The organism is Streptomyces sp. NPDC059866 (genome assembly GCF_042731325.1).
Taxonomy (GTDB): domain Bacteria; phylum Actinomycetota; class Actinomycetes; order Streptomycetales; family Streptomycetaceae; genus Streptomyces; species Streptomyces flavusporus.
The window spans coordinates 219,001-235,147 of the sequence record NZ_JBHWJT010000003.1; the positions used below are offsets into that span (position 1 = coordinate 219,001).

Annotated in this window: 16 protein-coding genes; 7 read left to right on the top strand and 9 right to left on the bottom strand. The window is 70.7% G+C overall.

Features of this window, described 5'->3' with window-relative positions:
- Positions 1-58: 58 nt before the first annotated feature.
- On the bottom strand, positions 59-451 hold the full coding sequence (locus ACFV7R_RS05390; protein ID WP_385260142.1) for a hypothetical protein: 393 nt from the start codon (positions 449-451) through the stop codon (positions 59-61).
- Between the two features lie 458 nt (positions 452-909).
- Between ACFV7R_RS05390 and ACFV7R_RS05395 the strand changes: the two genes are divergently transcribed.
- Together ACFV7R_RS05395 and ACFV7R_RS05400 are read left to right on the top strand one after the other, a co-directional pair.
- A complete protein-coding gene (locus ACFV7R_RS05395) occupies positions 910-2,121 on the top strand; it encodes a serine hydrolase domain-containing protein (RefSeq protein ID WP_385260144.1) in 1,212 nt (403 codons plus the stop codon).
- A gap of 218 nt (positions 2,122-2,339) precedes the next feature.
- Positions 2,340-2,747: a RidA family protein gene (locus tag ACFV7R_RS05400; protein WP_385260147.1), complete on the top strand. Its 408-nt coding sequence runs from the start codon at positions 2,340-2,342 to the stop codon at positions 2,745-2,747.
- 2 nt (positions 2,748-2,749) lie between these two features.
- Here ACFV7R_RS05400 and ACFV7R_RS05405 read toward each other — a convergent pair whose 3' ends face one another.
- Together ACFV7R_RS05405 and ACFV7R_RS05410 are read right to left on the bottom strand one after the other, a co-directional pair.
- Positions 2,750-3,262 carry a hypothetical protein gene (locus ACFV7R_RS05405; RefSeq protein WP_385260150.1) on the bottom strand — a complete coding sequence of 171 codons (513 nt, stop codon included), beginning with the start codon at positions 3,260-3,262 and terminating at the stop codon, positions 2,750-2,752.
- Entirely contained in the window at positions 3,259-4,953 is a 1,695-nt protein-coding gene (locus ACFV7R_RS05410) for a PHP domain-containing protein (RefSeq protein ID WP_385260151.1), read from the bottom strand. The genes ACFV7R_RS05405 and ACFV7R_RS05410 overlap by 4 nt, the downstream gene beginning before the upstream one ends.
- 252 nt (positions 4,954-5,205) lie before the next feature.
- Here ACFV7R_RS05410 and ACFV7R_RS05415 point away from each other — a divergent pair, with 252 nt between their 5' ends.
- Positions 5,206-6,522: a jacalin-like lectin gene (locus tag ACFV7R_RS05415; RefSeq protein ID WP_385260153.1), complete on the top strand. Its 1,317-nt coding sequence runs from the start codon at positions 5,206-5,208 to the stop codon at positions 6,520-6,522.
- Positions 6,523-6,598: 76 nt separating this feature from the next.
- Here ACFV7R_RS05415 and ACFV7R_RS05420 read toward each other — a convergent pair whose 3' ends face one another.
- The gene (locus tag ACFV7R_RS05420) at positions 6,599-8,914 is read right to left on the bottom strand and encodes an ABC transporter permease (protein WP_385260155.1); all 2,316 of its coding nucleotides are present in this window, start codon (positions 8,912-8,914) and stop codon (positions 6,599-6,601) included.
- Positions 8,911-9,624, bottom strand: coding sequence for an ABC transporter ATP-binding protein (locus tag ACFV7R_RS05425; RefSeq protein ID WP_385260158.1), 714 nt, complete (start codon positions 9,622-9,624; stop codon positions 8,911-8,913). The genes ACFV7R_RS05420 and ACFV7R_RS05425 overlap by 4 nt, the downstream gene beginning before the upstream one ends.
- Positions 9,625-9,762: 138 nt before the next feature.
- Between ACFV7R_RS05425 and ACFV7R_RS05430 the strand changes: the two genes are divergently transcribed.
- Positions 9,763-10,629, top strand: coding sequence for a sensor histidine kinase (locus tag ACFV7R_RS05430; RefSeq protein WP_385260160.1), 867 nt, complete (start codon positions 9,763-9,765; stop codon positions 10,627-10,629).
- Complete coding sequence (locus ACFV7R_RS05435) at positions 10,626-11,333, top strand: response regulator (RefSeq protein ID WP_385260163.1); 708 nt, start codon at positions 10,626-10,628, stop codon at positions 11,331-11,333. Before ACFV7R_RS05430 ends, ACFV7R_RS05435 begins: the two co-directional genes overlap by 4 nt.
- Before the next feature lie 61 nt (positions 11,334-11,394).
- Here the strand turns inward: ACFV7R_RS05435 and ACFV7R_RS05440 are convergent, their stop codons facing one another.
- Entirely contained in the window at positions 11,395-11,802 is a 408-nt protein-coding gene (locus tag ACFV7R_RS05440; protein WP_129801816.1) for a peptidase inhibitor family I36 protein, read from the bottom strand.
- A 359-nt stretch (positions 11,803-12,161) separates the two neighbouring features.
- Here ACFV7R_RS05440 and ACFV7R_RS05445 point away from each other — a divergent pair, with 359 nt between their 5' ends.
- Both ACFV7R_RS05445 and ACFV7R_RS05450 read left to right on the top strand, forming a co-directional pair.
- Positions 12,162-13,535 (top strand): hypothetical protein, encoded by a 1,374-nt coding sequence (locus ACFV7R_RS05445; protein WP_385260167.1) that lies wholly within the window; start codon positions 12,162-12,164, stop codon positions 13,533-13,535.
- A 36-nt stretch (positions 13,536-13,571) separates the two neighbouring features.
- Complete coding sequence (locus ACFV7R_RS05450) at positions 13,572-14,297, top strand: hypothetical protein (protein ID WP_385260169.1); 726 nt, start codon at positions 13,572-13,574, stop codon at positions 14,295-14,297.
- Here the strand turns inward: ACFV7R_RS05450 and ACFV7R_RS05455 are convergent.
- From ACFV7R_RS05455 to ACFV7R_RS05465, 3 genes are all read right to left on the bottom strand, one after another.
- Entirely contained in the window at positions 14,284-14,703 is a 420-nt protein-coding gene (locus tag ACFV7R_RS05455) for an NUDIX hydrolase (protein ID WP_385260171.1), read from the bottom strand. The genes ACFV7R_RS05450 and ACFV7R_RS05455 overlap by 14 nt on opposite strands.
- A 100-nt stretch (positions 14,704-14,803) precedes the next feature.
- On the bottom strand, positions 14,804-15,598 hold the full coding sequence (locus ACFV7R_RS05460; RefSeq protein WP_385260172.1) for an isocitrate lyase/phosphoenolpyruvate mutase family protein: 795 nt from the start codon (positions 15,596-15,598) through the stop codon (positions 14,804-14,806).
- On the bottom strand, positions 15,595-16,008 hold the full coding sequence (locus ACFV7R_RS05465) for a hypothetical protein (protein ID WP_385260571.1): 414 nt from the start codon (positions 16,006-16,008) through the stop codon (positions 15,595-15,597). Before ACFV7R_RS05465 ends, ACFV7R_RS05460 begins: the two co-directional genes overlap by 4 nt.
- Positions 16,009-16,147: the final 139 nt, after the last annotated feature.

Consider the following 16,147-nt stretch of genomic DNA (forward strand, 5'->3'; position numbering starts at 1 on the left):
CAGGCTCTGTGCAGGGCGATCACCCGGCCGGGGCATTGCCCGGTTCTGGTCCGCTCGGTCAGCCGACGACAGCGGTGATCATCGCGCTGCACAGGCCGAGCATCATCACGGTGATGAGAGTTGCCGCCAGGTACGCGCTCCGGCGCAGCTGTGCACAGCGCTTGGCGTGGTGATCTTCCACCGCGGTGATGTGCTCGGTGATGTGCTGCGTCATCATCCGGCACACCCGGACCTGCTCTTCCACGTACCACCGCTCGATCTCGGCTTTCTGTCTCTCGCTCAGCCCGGCGACCCGTGCGGCGAATTTGGCCGCACGACTTTGAGCGGTACGGCGGTGGGCTTCCCAGAAGAGGAATCCTTCGATGTCGGTCAGGCCGCGTGCGGCCTCATCACTGGCGTCCACAAGGCCCTCCAGGCGGGTGATGAATTGTCGATCTGCACCGCGGCGCAAGGCGCATCACAACAGGCCGTTCGGACGTGGAAACAGACCGACGGAACACATGTTGTGACCAGCCATGGATGCTTACGCATGAACGATGCATGACGACAACGCGTCGGCTCTCTCCCCGCGCGGAGCACCGGATCAATACCGAAATTCAGCATATCTCCCTGGTGGAAGCAGCAAAGAGTGGGGTGGCGGCGCCACCGCCGAGCCCGATCCTCTGGCCGAGATCCCTTGTGCCGGCCCGGCACACGTCGTCTTCTGACGTCACACGTCATGAAACACACTGTTGCCGTACTACTATGCCTGCGGTTCCGCCCAGGCCGAGAACCACGACCCCCTTCTGCGTCCGCCCAACCGCACTGGTCCTCCTGTGCTTTGGCTCGGCTGACCGTGCGGATACGGCTTTCGGACGGGGGGTCCGGCCCGCGCGGCACGTTCCCACTCTTCGCATCAGAAAGATTCGGATGCGAATCAAAGACGTGAGCATGATGCTCGCCGGCTCCACCCTGATCGCCACGCTGGCGGCCTCCCCTGCCGTCGCGGACGGCTCCGCCCCTCCCGCCCCGGACACCGCTGCGGTGCGCTCCGTTCAGAAGACGGCCGTGGCACAGGGCGCGCCCGGAGCGCTCACCCGGATCGACGAGGGCCTCAGGAGCTACCACATCGTCACCGGGGAGGCGAACACCGCCACCCACACCAAGATGGACACCGGCCGCAGGTTCCGGGTGGGCAGCGTCAGCAAGACCTTCACCACCGTGGTGCTGATGCAGCTCGCCGCCGAAGGGCGCGTGGACCTCGACGCCCCTGCCAACACCTACCTGCCCAAGTCGCTGCCCGACGACCGCATCACCGTGCGGCACCTGCTCAGCCACCGCAGCGGCCTGTACGACTACACCAACGACATGTTCTACTACACCGTTCCGGGCTTCGAGTCGGTCCGGAACAAGGTGTTCAGCTACCAGGAGCTCATCGACCTGTCGACCGCCCGCCCTCTGAACAACGCACCGGGCGCGGCCTACAGCTACTCCAACACCAACTTCGTCGTGCTGGGGCAGCTCATCGAGAACATCACCGGCACGCCCATGGCCACCCACTACCAGCAGCGCATCTTCGGTCCCCTGCGGCTGAGGAACACCTCCTACGTCCACCCGCAGACCACCATCGCCGGCTCCCATGCCCGCGGTTACCTCCGGCAGGACGACACCACCCTGCCCCTGGTCGACTCCACCGAGCAGACCGTCTCGTGGGGGCAGTCCGCAGGTGCGGTCATCTCCAACGCAGCAGATCTGAACCGCTTCTTCTCTTCGCTCGTCTCCGGGAAGCTCCTCCCCGCCGAGCAGCTGGAGCAGATGATGACCATGGTTCCGGTCAACGCGGACGGCAGCCAGTCCTACGGCCTGGGGCTGCGCGCCAGGAAGCTGTCCTGCGGCACCACGGTCTACGGCCACACCGGCACCGTGCAGGGCTACTACACCTACGCCTTCACCACCGCCGACGGCACCCGAAGCATGACCTCCCTGGCGAACACCTCCAACAACAGAACCGTCAACGCGACACTCGGTGCGACGCTGGAGGCCACGTTCTGCGGAGCCACCGGCACAAAGGCTGTATCCCCCTCCGGATCCGGCACGAACGGATTCACCGAGGACATCGCACCCCAGGTCGTCCGCCGCTGAGTCAGCTCTCCACCCATGACGGCCCGGTGCGATCAGGGGCTCGCTGTGCGCGGCTCCCCACCGGGCCGTCCCGTCGCTGCCGCCATCGCCCGATCGAAGGAACGGTTCTCGGGCTTGTGGTTGTGCTACGACACCTGTCACACCGTCGCGGCGATGCTGGTCTTACTTGTCGTCCCCCTCCGCGCGGGGATGGTTCGGTCGACCACAAGGAGAGAAACGTGACGGTCCGGTCCAAGGAATTCGGCTTCGGTATGCCGTGGGAGTCTCTTTACGGGTTCAGCCAGGCCGTGCAGGCCGGCGACACGCTCTACGTCTCCGGGCAGTTGTCGCACGACATGACCGGGGCCTTCGTCGGGGCGGGCGACTTCGAGCTCCAGGTGAGGACGACGCTCGACAACCTCGACCGGGTACTGGAGCACTTCGGCGCCACCCGCGACCAGATCGTCGAGACCACCGTCCTCGTCAGAGACCTTCGGGAGCACTTCGACACGGTCGCCCGCCTGCACGCCGCGTACTGCGGCGACCACCGGCCCACCAGCACCGTCATGGGGGTCTCCGACCTTGCGCTGCCCGACCAGCTCGTCGAGATCGGCGCGGTCGTCCGCCTCGACGTGACGCACCAGTGACCTCAGTGGTCGGCGCAGCAGGGTGTCGGATCCGGCACCTCGAACGGGACGAGCGTGCCGCCCGCCGCGGGCATGACGGCCAGGACCAGCTCGCCGTTCTGCCACTGCGGGCGTATGTGATCCCGGGTGACGACAGTGGTGTCCGACGCGGCTTCCCCGCCGGTGCCCAGGACCGTCACGCGGTCGATCGCGGAACCGGACAGCAGCTCCGCGATCGTCAGCGTGCCGGTGAGGGCTTCCGAGCCGGGGTAGAGGACCGCACGGCCGGCCTCGTCGGGAGCGCCGTCCGTCACCTCGTACCCCTTGGCCGTCAGCCACTCGCAGGCCGCGCCCAGGACCTCCTGCGACTCGACCGCGAAGGAGAGGGCCACCCGCGGCCGGTCCCCCCGCACCAGGTGCGTACAGCCGAACGTGCCCTCGGGGAGGGCGAGTTCGGCCGCCAGCGTCAGGAGCAGGTGATCGGCCGCGCGCAGGTCCTGCGTCCCCGCGTCCACCGTGAGGACGTACGGCGTCACGACGGCAGGACCCACACCGGGTTGGAGTAGAACCACAGGTCCGTCCACGGGTCGGCGTCGCCGACGACGTCCAGGGCCGGGCCGCTCGGGTCCACGGCCGCGCCCATCGGGCCGACGGCGGTGCGATTGCCGTCCGTGCCGCGCAGGCGGACGTAGACGGGGCGGTCGACCTGGCCGAGCTCGTAGGTGAGCCGGACGGTGCCGGTGGACTTGTTCACCTCGTACGACTTGACGACCTTGGCCGTCGGCGCGGTGAAGGTGTCCTTGTCGGCGACCTCGCCGGTGACATCGCCCTGGATGACGTCGACGCGGGCCAACTGCGGGAGGAAACCGGCCCAGTTGGGGCCGCCGGCCAGGGCCACGTCCACGGTCAGCGTGACCTTCGTGCCCTTGCGGACGTGCAGCGCGCCGCCCAGCGTCGCCCAGCGGCTGCCGCCGGACACCCGGACGTCGAGGCCGCTGATCAGCTGGCCGTGGTCGACCCAGATGCGGCCCGCGCGGATGCCGTCCATGACGGCGGCGTAGGAGAAGCCGTCCGCGCCGACGTGGGTGCGGCTGTAGTAGCCGGGCCAGTAGTCGCCCTGGGTGAGGTCGATCTTGCCGCCGTAGACCGGGTCCTCGTACTTGCCGTTGGCGTTGTAGTCGCTGTTCGGGCCGCGCATCGCGGTGTCGGCGTACACCTGGTGGGAGTCGGAGTTGGCGGTGATCCACCACGGCTTGCCCTCGGCGAGGAGGCTGTCCCACAGGCCGCCGACGGTGGCGGTCATCCAGTCGAAGCCGCCCCACGTGCGGTAGGACTCCAGCGGGTAGCCGGCGAAGGAGTTGGCGCTGGGGTTGTTGTCGTAGATGCCGCGGGCCCGGGCCATGCCGAGCGGCGCCGGGATGCCGGCGGCCTGGTGGCCGGGCGCGCCCTCGAAGCCGACGGCGATCTGGTGGCTCGCGGGGGTCGCGTCACGCCAGGCGCGTATCTCGTGCGGGGAGTCGACACCGCGCCGCGCCGGGTGGTTGGCGAGCATCAGCGCGTCCTTGACCTTGCGCCGCCGCACCTGGTCGGAGAGGAAGGCCAGACCTGCGACGGCGAGCGCCTCGTTGGCGGGCGTGGAGTCGGAGGCGCCCTTGACGCTGCCGTCGTAATCGGTTTCGAACTGCTTGAGGACGGAGACCTCGTTCTTGCCGGGGTGCACGAAGACCGTGCCGTGCTCGGCGGCCGGGATGTTCCACTCCAGGCCCTGGAAGACGAGGGTGTCCTCGTACGCGGAGCGAGCCTCCCGGATGTCCGGGTTGACCTTCTCCACACCGATCTTGGCGTGCGTGGCGTTGCCGTGGTCGGTGATGACCAGCCAGTCCATGCCGTGCTTGGCGCCCTGGCGGACCTGGTCGACGACGCGGTACTTGCCGTCGTTGCTGTACTGGGTGTGGATGTGGTGGTCGCCGGCCAGCCACAGGAAGCCCTTACTGCGGCTGCCCGAGGAGGCGGCGTGCGCGGCGGCCTGCGGGGCGAGAACGCTCCCGGCGGCCAGGCCCGCGCCGAGGAGACCGGCGCGGCGCAGCAGCGAACGGCGCGACTGCTGCTCGGGGTTCAGTGCCTCGTCGGGCACGGAGGTGTCGAAGGCGGCGGGGAGCGCCGCGTGCTCGTGGTCATGGTCGTGGTGGTGGTGATGCCCGGGTCCGTGACTGTGGCCGTGCCCCATGATGCGCCTCTCTCACTCCACCGCCGCCTTCTGCGGTGGCCGCCTCCAACGGCGCTGCTGCGCCGCGTGAGGAGAATCGAGGCAGAAGATGAACATTGAACGACCGCGGGGTGTGCGGTGGGCGACGCGGGCGCGGCGGCTCATACCGGCATGCACAGTTTCCTCAACTCACCTTGTACGTCACTCTGGTTGGGCTGGAACCTGAGCACCGTTCAACTCTCCTTCGCACCTCCCCTACCGGAGACACCCCCCATGAGAAGACTCCTCGGCGCCCTCGCCGCCGGCGCGCTCGCCCTCACCGGCCTCACCGCCACCACCACCCCCGCCCAGGCGGCAACCACCGGCACCTTCGACGTCCTGACGTACAACATCGCGGGCCTGCCCCTGGGCCTCGGCGACAGCGACCCGGAGACCAACACCCCGCTGATCGGGCAACGGCTCGGCGGGTACGACATCGTCAACGTCCAGGAGGACTTCAACTACCACGCCTCCCTCTACGCCAACGACACCCACCCGTACCGCACCGCAACCAGCGGCGGCGCCGGGATCGGCGACGGCCTCAACACCCTCTCCGACCACCCCTTCGAGGACTTCCAGCGCGTCGACTGGAACGACTGCACCAACGCCGACTGCCTCACCCCGAAGGGCTTCACCCTCGCCCGCGTCCGCCTCGCCGAGGGCGTCTTCGTGGACCTCTACAACGTCCACACCAACGCCGACGTGACCGACGCGGCCCTCGCCGCCCGCCGCGCCAACATCGAGCAGCTGTCGGACTTCATCCAGGCCAACTCCGCGGGCAACGCCGTGATCGTCATGGGCGACACCAACACGCGGTACACGCGCGCGGGCGACAACATCCGCACCCTCGTCGGCGAGAACGGCCTCAAGGACCCGTGGGTCGACCTGGTCAAGGGCGGTACGCCGCCCGCGCAGGGCAGCGACGCGCTGGTCTGCGACGCGGCCGCCCCGACCAACGACTGCGAGGTCGTCGACAAGGTCCTCTACCGCGGCAGCGACCTCGTCAGCCTCGACGCCACCCGCTACCACAACGAGTGGGCGTCCTTCCTCCGCTCCGACGGCGAGCACCTCTCCGACCACTTCCCGCACACGGTCGACTTCTCCTACACCGTCAACCCGTCCCTGAAGGCGAGCGACTTCTTCGGCGGCCCGCACGGCACGGCCTTCAACGACGCGGACGACCTGCCGGCGGCCCCGGCCCCCCGCACGCTGACCCTGCGCGGCGGCGCCCGCCTGGACGCCGTGTCGCTGACACACGACGGCGGTACGGTCCTGTCCCACGGTGGTACGGGCGGCACGGCGACGTCCCTGACCCTGGCCTCCGGCGAGCACCTCACCTCGGTGAAGCTGACGCAGGGCCAGAAGGACGGCCGTACGCGGCTCTTCTCGGCGGCGTTCACGACGGACAGGGGCCGCACCCTGTCGGCCGGTACGGCGACGGCGGCCACCAAGAGCTTCACGGCCCCGTCCGGCTGGCAGATCGTCGGCTTCACCGGCCGTTCCGGCGACGAGATCGACAAGCTGGGCGTGCTGTACGCGCCGATCGGCTGATCGGCCGGGGCAGGGTTCGCCTGGTCGTCGAGGCCCCTGACGACCAGGACGAACCGGATGGCGACGAGGTCACCGCTCACTCACTGTGCAGCGCCTCCGCAACCGTCAGCCGCCCCGCCCTCCGCGCCGGAACGAACGCCCCCAGCACCGCGATCGCGAGCCCCGCGAGGGCGAGGAGGCTCAGCGCAGGGACCTGCCAGACGTCCGTCATGTACGACGGCAGGGTGAGATCCACCGCCTCCGCCATCCGCGGGACGACCACCTGGTGGCCCACCACGCCCAGTGGGATGCCGAGCAGAGAGCCGAGTGCGCCGAGCACCGCCATCGACGTCACCGTCATCACCGTGACCTGCCAGGGCGTCATGCCGATGGACTTCAGCATGCCCAAGTCCCTCCGTCGGTCATGGGTGTTGAGGACGACACTGTTGAAGACTCCGAGGGACGCGACCACGGCGAGCATCAGGGTGAGCACCGAGGCCGAGCCGACGATGGTCTGGGTGATGGAGTTGGAGCCGTCGACGGTCGGGTTGATACCGGCGTCGGCGGCCCTGGCCGCGCGGACGTAGGCCGCCGGGTCGGCTCCGTCGCGGAGCTTCACGTGGTAGGCGATGGGCTTCTCGTGCGGGGACAGGGCCGTCGTCGTGGACCAGTCGGCGACGATCCGCCGGGCGTTGCTCTCCATGAACTCCCCGACGACGACCGCCTTTTCGTCCCGGTCGCCCTTCTCCAGGACGAGCCGGTCGCCGACCTGCAGACGGTTCTGGCGCAGGAAGGCCGATCCGGCCACGATCTCACCGGTACCGCGCATCCACCGGCCCTCGGTGAGTACGCCGTCCAGCTGGGGCCGGTCACCACGACGGCCTTCGAGCTCGACCTCGTGTGCCGAGCCCGCCATGCGCACGTCGGTGTTCGCCCGGGCGGTGACCTCGAGCGCGCCGGGCAACGAGCGCAACAGCGACTGGAGTCGGAGGTCGTCGTGCTCCGGCTTGATCTCCTTGCCGTCCTTGACGTTGAAGGCGTACGCCGTGACCTGGAAAGCATCCTGGCCCGCGTTCCCGAACCGGGTCATCGTGGTGGCCAAGCCCGTCGCGAACGTCACCGTGGTCACGCCGAGGACGACGGCGGCGAGCGTGAGGGCGCTGCGGCCCGGCCGGGCGAACGGCAGCCCCATCCCCAGGCTCACCGAGCGCGGCAGCCTGCTGCTCGCCAGCCGGCGCTGGATGCCGAGGGCCCGCCCGGCGCGAGGTGCGGTGCCCGCGCTGATCGCCCGCGCCGCCGACAGGCGGTGTGCGCGCACGGCGGGGGCGAACGCGGCGAGGAGGCACACGGCGGGCATGCCGAGCAGGGCCACGGCGTTCACCCAGGGCGCGATGGACGCGCTGCCGTGGAACACCCCGGCGTCGGGCCCCATGAACACGAACTCGAAGAAGGGCTGCGCCAGCAGATTGCCGAGGGCCGTGCCGAGCGCGCAGCCGAGGACCGCCGGGACGGAGATCATCGTGAGGTGGACGGCGACCACCTGCCCCGGCGTGAACCCGATGGCCTTGAGCACGCCGATGTGCCGGAAGCCGGAGATCACCGCGCCGCTGACCACGTTGCCGATGATGAGCACGGCCACCGCGATGCCGAGGATGCCGAAGGCCATCAGGTAGGGGGTGTACGCCCGGGCCGAACCGCCCACCTGGTGCTTGAGGGTGAGATACGACCGTGAGGCGGTCAGCGCGTCCGCCGGGAGCCCTTCGGTCACCGTGGCCAGCTGTCCGCGCAGCCGTTCCTCCGACGACGCGTCCGCGAAGCGGAAGAGCATCTGAGTGGCCGTCGGGTGCAGGGCTGCGATCTGGCCGGGCGCGACCCAGGCGTCCGCGGTCCGGCTCAGGTCGAAGGCGAAACCGACCACGGTCAGGGTCGGGCCCTGCGGCACGTGGATCTTCTTGCCCAGGTCGTCCGGGGTCCAGCCGGGATCCCGGTTCAGGACGACCTCGCCGGGGCGGGTGGCCCAGCGGCCCGCCCACAGGTCGAGCCGGTCCACCGGGCCGTCGGGGTCGGCGCGGCCGACGACCGTGATCTCGCTGCCGAGGCCGAAGTTCATGCCCCCCTCGCCCGGCAGTTCGACCGTGGCCTGGGCGAAGGGCCCGGCGGCGGCCTCGACACCGGGCCGCCGGGCCGCCCGCGTCAACTGCGCGTCCGACACCTTGTCCGGGTCGAATGCGGCGACGACATGCGGGCCGCGCTGCTTCCCGAAGGCCTTGTCGAAGGGGGCGGAGGCCGCGTCGGACAGGCCGAGGGCCACCACCATCGCGGCCGTGGACGTCAGCGTGACCAGGGCGATGACGAGCGTCTGCAGCCTGCGTCGCCGTACCGCGGCGCGGGCCGCATGCCATACCGCCCTCATGCGGACGGCTCCAGGGTGTGATCGCCGGTCACCCGGCCGTCGGCGAGTTCGACCAGCCGGCTGGCGCAGCGCCGGGCGAGGTGCTCGTCGTGGGTGACGAGGATCAGCGTCTGGCCGATCTGGTTGAGGTCGAGGAGCAGGTCCATCACCTGCTCGCCGGACCGGCTGTCCAGGGCACCGGTCGGCTCGTCGGCCAGCAGCAGGGCGGGGCGGTTCATCAACGCCCGTGCCACGGCGACGCGTTGCCGCTCGCCGCCGCTGAGCACCGCCGGGTAGGCGTGGCGCCGGTCGGTGATGCCGAGTTCCTCGAAGAGCTCCAGCGCGCGGCGCCGGGCCTGCCGGGCGGGTGTGCCGGTCAGCTGCGCGGCGAGCGCGACGTTGTCGAGCGCCGACAGGTCGTCGATGAGGTTGAAGAACTGGAAGATCATGCCGATCCGGCGCCGCCGGTACAGGGCGAGCCCCTTCTCGCTCAACTCGCCCACGTTCTCGCCGTGCACGACGACCGTGCCGCCCGTCGGACGGTCCAGACCGGCGATCATGTTGAGCAGGGTGGACTTGCCGCACCCCGAAGGTCCCATCACCGCGACGGCCTCCCCGGCCCGGATCTGCAGCGACACCCCGTCCAGCGCGGTCGTCTCGCCGTACTCCTTGCGCACACCGTCGAGCCGAACGACGGCGGCGGCCTCTCCCCTGCTGCCCTCAATGACCATGCACAGGACGCTAAGAGGCGGACCCGTGCCTGAACATCCCTCCCCGGATGGCACATCGGCCGCGCATCGTCCTGGAGATGCAGGCCCCTGCATCCACAGGCCGATGCGGATCCGGTGGTCGTCTGCAAAGGTGAACGCGTGTGGGAGTGGGAGTCGAACGGGCTGTGGGCGGCGCTGGGGGTGGCGTGTGCGGCGGTGGCCGGGCTGACGGTGGCGCTGGTGCGGATGCGGCGCCGCTGGCAGGCGGCCGTCGGGGAACGCGGCTGGCTCCTCGAACGCGAGCGGGAGAGCGCGGCCCGTGCCGCGATCGTGGCCGAACGCGACCGTATCGCCCGCGAGTTGCACGACATCGTCAGCCACAACGTCAGCCTCATGGTGGTGCAGGCCGGCGCCGCCCGTGAGGTGCTGGGCACGATGCCGGACGAGGCGGCGACGGCCCTGCGGGCCGTGGAGGACGCCGGCCGGGGCGCGATGACGGATCTACGGCATCTGCTGGGCCTGTTGGCACCGTCGCAGAGCGGCGAGGACGCGGAGGAAGAGGATGGCGAGGGTTCTGGTGTCGGCACCGCACCCGATCTCTCACCTCAGCCCGGCCTCGACCGCCTCGGCGCGCTCGTCGACCGGATCTCGTTCGCCGGGCTGCCCGTCGAGGTGCGGATCTCCGGGGAGCCGCGTCCGCTGCCACAGGGGATCGACGTGACCGCGTACCGGATCGTCCAGGAGGCGCTGACCAACGCGCTCAGGCACGGCGACGGCGGCAAGGCGGAGGTCACCGTGCGGTACGCGGACCACGCGCTGCGCGTGGAGGTGCTGAACACCGGCCCGAGCGTGCTGACCGGCCACGCGCACGCCCAGCCGTCACCGAAGCGCCACCGTGAGGGCACGGGCCGCGGCCTGCTGGGCCTGCGGGAGCGGGTCGCGGTCTACGGCGGCGACCTGGACGCCCGTCGCCGCCTGGGCGGGGGCTACCGGGTCCGGGCGCGCATTCCCCTGGACCGCCCATGAGGACACCGGAAACCGACCGAGGCCCCCGTGTCCTCGTGGTCGACGACCAGACGCTGATCCGGACCGGCTTCCGGCTGATCCTGACCGCCCGCGGCATCGAGGTGGTGGGCGAGGCGGCCGACGGGGCGGAGGCGGTGGCGCTGGCACACGAACTCGCTCCGGACGTCGTGCTGATGGACATCCGCATGCCCACCATGGACGGCCTGGAGGCCACCAGCCGCATCCTCGAACAGGCCCCGGACTGCCGGGTGCTGATGCTGACCACCTTCGACCTGGACCGCTACGTCTACCAGGCCCTGTCGATCGGCGCGAGCGGCTTCCTCCTGAAGGACGTCACGCCGGAACACCTGGCGGCGGCGGTACGCCTGGTCAACACGGGCGACGCCCTGCTGGCCCCCTCGATCACCCGCCGTCTGGTGGAACGCTTCGCCACGGAGCCCCCGGTCCGCTCACCGGTCGCACACACCGACCTGGCGCCCCTGACACCCCGCGAACTGGAGGTCCTGACCCTCCTGGGCCGCGGCCTGTCCAACACCGAACTGGCCGACCGGCTCACCCTGAGCGAGGCCACGGTGAAATCCCATGTGGCCCGCATCTTCGCCAAGCTCGCCCTGCGGGACCGTGCCCAGGCCGTGGTGCTGGCGTACGAGACCGGGCTGGTCAGACCGGGCGACTCGAACGCAAGGAGATCCGCAGAACAATGAGGCGTGGTTGCGAAGGCCGAGGCGGCTTCCGGCGGGAGCCGCCTCGGCCCGGCCGGGCGGCTCAGCCGCAGGAGCCGGAGATCCACCGGTGGGAACGCAGCTTGTACGTGCCCGCCAGGTTTCCGCCGTGCTGCTGGCGCGTGCAGCCCTTACGGTTCACATAATTGGCGCCGCTGTAATAGGCCACACCAGTCGCGCTGGACGTGCCGGCGTTGAACACCGACTTGACATTGTGGGTCGCGGACCAGGAACAACGGATGCTCCCGCCCTGCCAGTCGGGGTCGGCCACGTCCCATTGGCATTTGGAGCCGGTGAAATTGGATCCGGTCCAGAAGCAGACGTATCCGCTGGGACAGCTCACCGCGGCTCGCGCGAGATCGTCCCTGCTCACGGTCGGGGTATTGGTACCGGCATGGGCGCTCGGAGCGGCCAGTGCCGTCGCCGCGGCGACGGCCGTCCCGACGGCCATCACTCGCATTCGATTCGACTTCAATATTCGCGATTTCACCTTTCCCCCTTTCTCATGGAAAACGCCATCCGGCGCAGCAAGCGACGATATAAGCACCGCCATTCCACCCCAAGGAGGAAATGCGCCACACGTTTCCGTCCGCCGGCCCGCACCTCACCCTGCGTCCCGGGACCGGGCCGTCGACGCCCTGCACGCGGCGCCGGAGCACCGGCCCGCTCAGCCGCAGGCGTGTGGGAGGACGAAAACAGCGGTACGAACGAGGAGTCGGAGACGAATCCATAGACTGGAAACTTCACAGTCGTCACATGCTGCCGCGGGGGAGGGATCGCGCTGTGAGCCAACAGCTGGGACGCGGTCCCGTGAGAACCACCGGCCGTCCGGACCCCGCACCGCCCGGCGGTCCGGACGACGGCGGCTCGCCGCCGGCGCGTTTCGTCGGCTGGCTCGGCGGCCTGGGCTGCGCGGCCGCCGGGTACACGGTGTTCCAGTTCCTCTTCCAGGTGCTGCCCTCCTCCCTCGACGGCGAGCCCGCCAAGTACCTCATCGCCGGCATCAGCGGGCTCGGCACGGGCGTGGCCGCCTGGCTGGCGGCGGCGCTGCTGCGGGCGCGGGCGCGGTCGGCCGCCATGCCGCCGGCCCCGACGGCCGGAGCCCGGCCGCAAGAGCCCGGTCCGCTTCCCGGGGTGTTCAACGCCGCGTACGAGACCCTCGTCGGCCAGGTCACCGTCGTCGACGACCCCGGCGTCGGGCTGCTCACCGGCTGGCCGCACTCGCTCGGCGAGAGCCCCTCACGGCCGACCCCGGTGGGAACCGCTTACGGCCTGCACATCATGCTCGACCTGGGCGTGCCCGACGGGCAGCTGAGCACGGGCGACCTGGTGGACACACTGTGGCGGCTGCGGCTGCCGGACGGCGGCTGGTCGGCGCGGTCGCAGGGGGCCGAGGCCCGCCCGGAGGTCACCGCGCTGGTGCTGGGCGCGCTGGCCCGGGCCGGGGCGTCCCGGGAGCGGCTGGCCGCGGAGGTGGCCCGCTGCACGGCCGCGTTCACTCCGGAACTCGACCGCGCCGGACGGGAGTCGACGCATGTCCTGACGACCGTGCTGCGCGGGCTGCTGCGCGCCGCGCCCGCCTCCGCCGTACTGCCCCGGCTGCGCGAGGCGATCGTCGACGGCGCGATCAGCGACCCGGGCCGCGCGCACCTGCGCTGCTGGGGCTACCGGCTGGACCCGCCGCACGGCCCGCCGTCCCCGCTGCACACCGCGCAGGCCGTGGTCGCCCTCGACCGGACCGCCCGTGTCCTCGGCGAGTCCGCGGGCGCCCGCGCCGCCCGGGAGGACGGGGTCCGCTGGCTGCTGGCCTGCCCGGACGCACCCCACCACGGCTGCCTCGACCTGGAGAACCTCAGGGAGGAGGTACGGCGCCCGCGCACCGACGAACCCGCGCGTCACGAGGTGCTGAACGTACGGCACTTCACGTCCTCCTGGGTCGCCCGCGCCCTGCTGACCCCGGCAGCCCGGCGGATCGCCGAGGAGGACGGGCTGGAGGCGGAGTGGCGGGAGCGGCTGGACGGCGCGGTCGCCGCGGTGTGGGCCGGGCAGACCGACGGCATCTGGACCTGGGAGCGCGGCGACGGCACGGACCTGCGCAAGCCGATCTGGATGACCTATCAAGGCCTTTGCGCGCTGCGCGCCCATGCCGTATGGATGTATCAGCCGGTTCAGCCGGATCACTGAACCTGTCCGGCAGGGGCGGGAGTTGGGGGATGGTGCATGGGTGGTCACCACGTCCGCGCGGCTCGGCGACTGCTGGCCAGGGCGCTCGACGGTGAACTGCCCGAGCACGAACAGGTGGTGGCGGCCCGCTCCGTCATCGCCGAACTGGGCTCCTCCGACGGCCTGCTGGAGCTGATCGCCGAACTCGCCTCCGGGGAGGGCGACCCCGAGGGCTGTGCCCGGCTGTCGTACCGTCACGTACTCGGTTTCGACAAGTTGCTGCTGATCGACGGCGGCCCCCGCCACATGCTGCGCGCGCATGTGTGGCATCCGGGCGCGGGCGCGATCGGCAAGGAGGACATCCACAACCACCGCTCGCCACTGGCCTCCTACGTCGTCCGCGGCCGGCTCGCGATGGAGCTGTACGAGGTGGGGGACGCCGGCGGGATCGAGGCCGCGCGCTACCAGGAGTCCCTGGCGGAGCGGTCTGCCGACTGGCGGCTGGAGCCGGCGGGTCCGGCCCGGCTGCGGCTGACGCAGACGGGCCAGTACGCGGCGGGCAGCGCCTACGCCCTGCCGGCGCACACCCTGCACCGGGCCTGGTGCGACACGGACGTACCGACGGTGACGCTGTTCCTGGAGACGGGCAGCGGACGGCGCCCGCACACCGACGTGTTCACGGCCGCGGGCCCGCATCCCGGGGCGGTCGCCAAGGTCCCGCTGGACGTACCGGACTACCTGGCGGCGCTGCGCGGGCTGGCCGAGCTGCTCAGGAGCTCGTGAGGGCCTGTCGTACGACGTCGAGGTTGTAGTCGTCGACGGCGACGCTCGTCAGCTCGGCGGGCCGGAGCCAGGCGTGGGCCTGGTCCGGCTTCGGCAGGGTCACGTCCAGGGACAGCGGGCGGACCAGGAAGTTCTCCTGCCAGCTCTTGACCTCGTGACCCCGGTAGTCACTGACGAAGGACGACTCGCCGACCTTGCGCACAATCTCGCCGCGCAGCCCGGTCTCCTCCTTCAGCTCGCGCAGCGCGCCGTCCGCCGCACTCTCGCCCGGCTCCAGCTTCCCGCACGGCACGCCCCACACCCGTGGCAGGAACCGCTCCGTCTCACTACGCCGCACCAGGAGCACCCGCCCCTGCTTGTCCACCACGACGGCGGCCGCCAGTCGCATCTCGCCGGGGATGTCCATGGCCATATCTTCCTCGGTCCCTCGGTCCCTGGGTCGGCAGCCGGAGTTGAGTCCAAAGGGTCTGATACCCACGAAAACCTCAACTCTACCAGTCCGCCCGCTACGAGGCTGTGCAGCCGGTCTCACTCTGCCCGGCCGGGTTACTGCCGCTGAACGCCTGGACGTCGGCGTACGTCGGCACGGTGCCGTGCGGCGGTCGGCCCGCCCGGATGCCGTCGAGCATCTCCAGGGCGGCGCCCAGGGAGCGTCGGTACAGCAGGGAGCCGAGGCTGACGCGGCGCACGCCGAGGTCGGTGAGGTGGGCGACGGTGGGGCCGGTGAGTGAGTAGAGGATGTTGAGGGGGACGTCGAGGTGCCGTACGAGGATGGTGATCTCGGCGGGGTCGGTGAGGCCGGGGACGAACACGCCGTCGGCTCCCGCCTGCTGGTAGGTGTCGAGGCGGGCAAGCGTTTCTCTTCGGTCGCCGTCGCCGGTCCAGTGGGTGTCGGTGCGGGCGTTGACGAAGAGGCCGGGGGCGGCCGACTTGACGGCGGCGATCTTCGCGGCATGACGGGTGACTGGCCCGAGCCCGTCCTCCAGGTTGATGCCGACGGCCCCGACGGCCGCCAGTTCCCGTGCGAACTGCGCCACCTCCTCCGGATCGTCACTGAAACCGCTCTCCGCGTCGACGGAGAGCAGAAACGGCTCCGTCCCGAGAGCGAGAGCGAGCCGGAGGGTCTCGTCGCGGATCGCCGACGCGCCGTCGGGCACACCGGCGGCCGCGGCCACACCCAGACTGGTCGTCCCGATCGCACGAAACCCCGCGGCGGCCAGGGCTGCTGCCGAGGCGTGATCCCAGGCGTTGGGCAGCAGAAGGGGCTCGTCGGCGTGATGCAGGTCGGCGAACGCGGTCACGACAGATCACCGACCGCGTCGGCGTAGTACGTGGATTCCTTGAGGTGCAGGGCAAGTTCGCGGAAGGTCCAGCCCTCACCGGGCGAGTGGTCGAGCTGGTCCTCGGTGAGGACGTCGAGCCGGTTCGCCCAGATCCGGGCGAGCCGGGTGAGGCGGCTGCGTGCCTCGTCGAGGTCCTCCTGGGTGAAGGGGGCGAAATCCGCTTCGGTGGTGGCGGCGGACGCATGCCAGCGGTCGGGCTGCGGGAGCTCGCCCACGAGCCTCGCCTCCAGTTCGGCGAGGTGATCGACGAGATGGTCGGCGACACGGCGGATCGCCTTGTGCGGGGTGTAGACGCGGTCGTCGACGTGCGCGGGCTTGCCGTCCCAGTCGGTCCAGGTGGCGGCGAGGGAGAGAACGTGGTCGACCATGCCGGTGACGGCCTGTGCGGGGGTTTCCTGCGGGTTTTCGGTCACACCGGCACGCTAGGCGCACATCACTTCGGCGCCGGCCGAAGCGTGCCAGGGCCTGTCCGGCGGATCAGGTCTGCCTTAAGGCGGAGTTCGGGTG

Excerpts from the sequence above, each read along its gene's own strand:
- ACFV7R_RS05450 (WP_385260169.1), top strand. The coding sequence starts at position 13,572 with ATGGGTGGTCACCACGTCCGCGCGGCTCGGCGACTGCTGGCCAGGGCG.
- ACFV7R_RS05455 (WP_385260171.1), bottom strand. The coding sequence starts at position 14,703 with ATGGACATCCCCGGCGAGATGCGACTGGCGGCCGCCGTCGTGGTGGAC.
- ACFV7R_RS05410 (WP_385260151.1), bottom strand. The coding sequence starts at position 4,953 with ATGGGGCACGGCCACAGTCACGGACCCGGGCATCACCACCACCACGAC.
- ACFV7R_RS05465 (WP_385260571.1), bottom strand. The coding sequence starts at position 16,008 with ATGGTCGACCACGTTCTCTCCCTCGCCGCCACCTGGACCGACTGGGAC.
- ACFV7R_RS05415 (WP_385260153.1), top strand. The coding sequence starts at position 5,206 with ATGAGAAGACTCCTCGGCGCCCTCGCCGCCGGCGCGCTCGCCCTCACC.
- ACFV7R_RS05420 (WP_385260155.1), bottom strand. The coding sequence starts at position 8,914 with ATGAGGGCGGTATGGCATGCGGCCCGCGCCGCGGTACGGCGACGCAGG.
- ACFV7R_RS05395 (WP_385260144.1), top strand. The coding sequence starts at position 910 with ATGCGAATCAAAGACGTGAGCATGATGCTCGCCGGCTCCACCCTGATC.
- ACFV7R_RS05440 (WP_129801816.1), bottom strand. The coding sequence starts at position 11,802 with ATGGCCGTCGGGACGGCCGTCGCCGCGGCGACGGCACTGGCCGCTCCG.
- ACFV7R_RS05425 (WP_385260158.1), bottom strand. The coding sequence starts at position 9,624 with ATGGTCATTGAGGGCAGCAGGGGAGAGGCCGCCGCCGTCGTTCGGCTC.
- ACFV7R_RS05435 (WP_385260163.1), top strand. The coding sequence starts at position 10,626 with ATGAGGACACCGGAAACCGACCGAGGCCCCCGTGTCCTCGTGGTCGAC.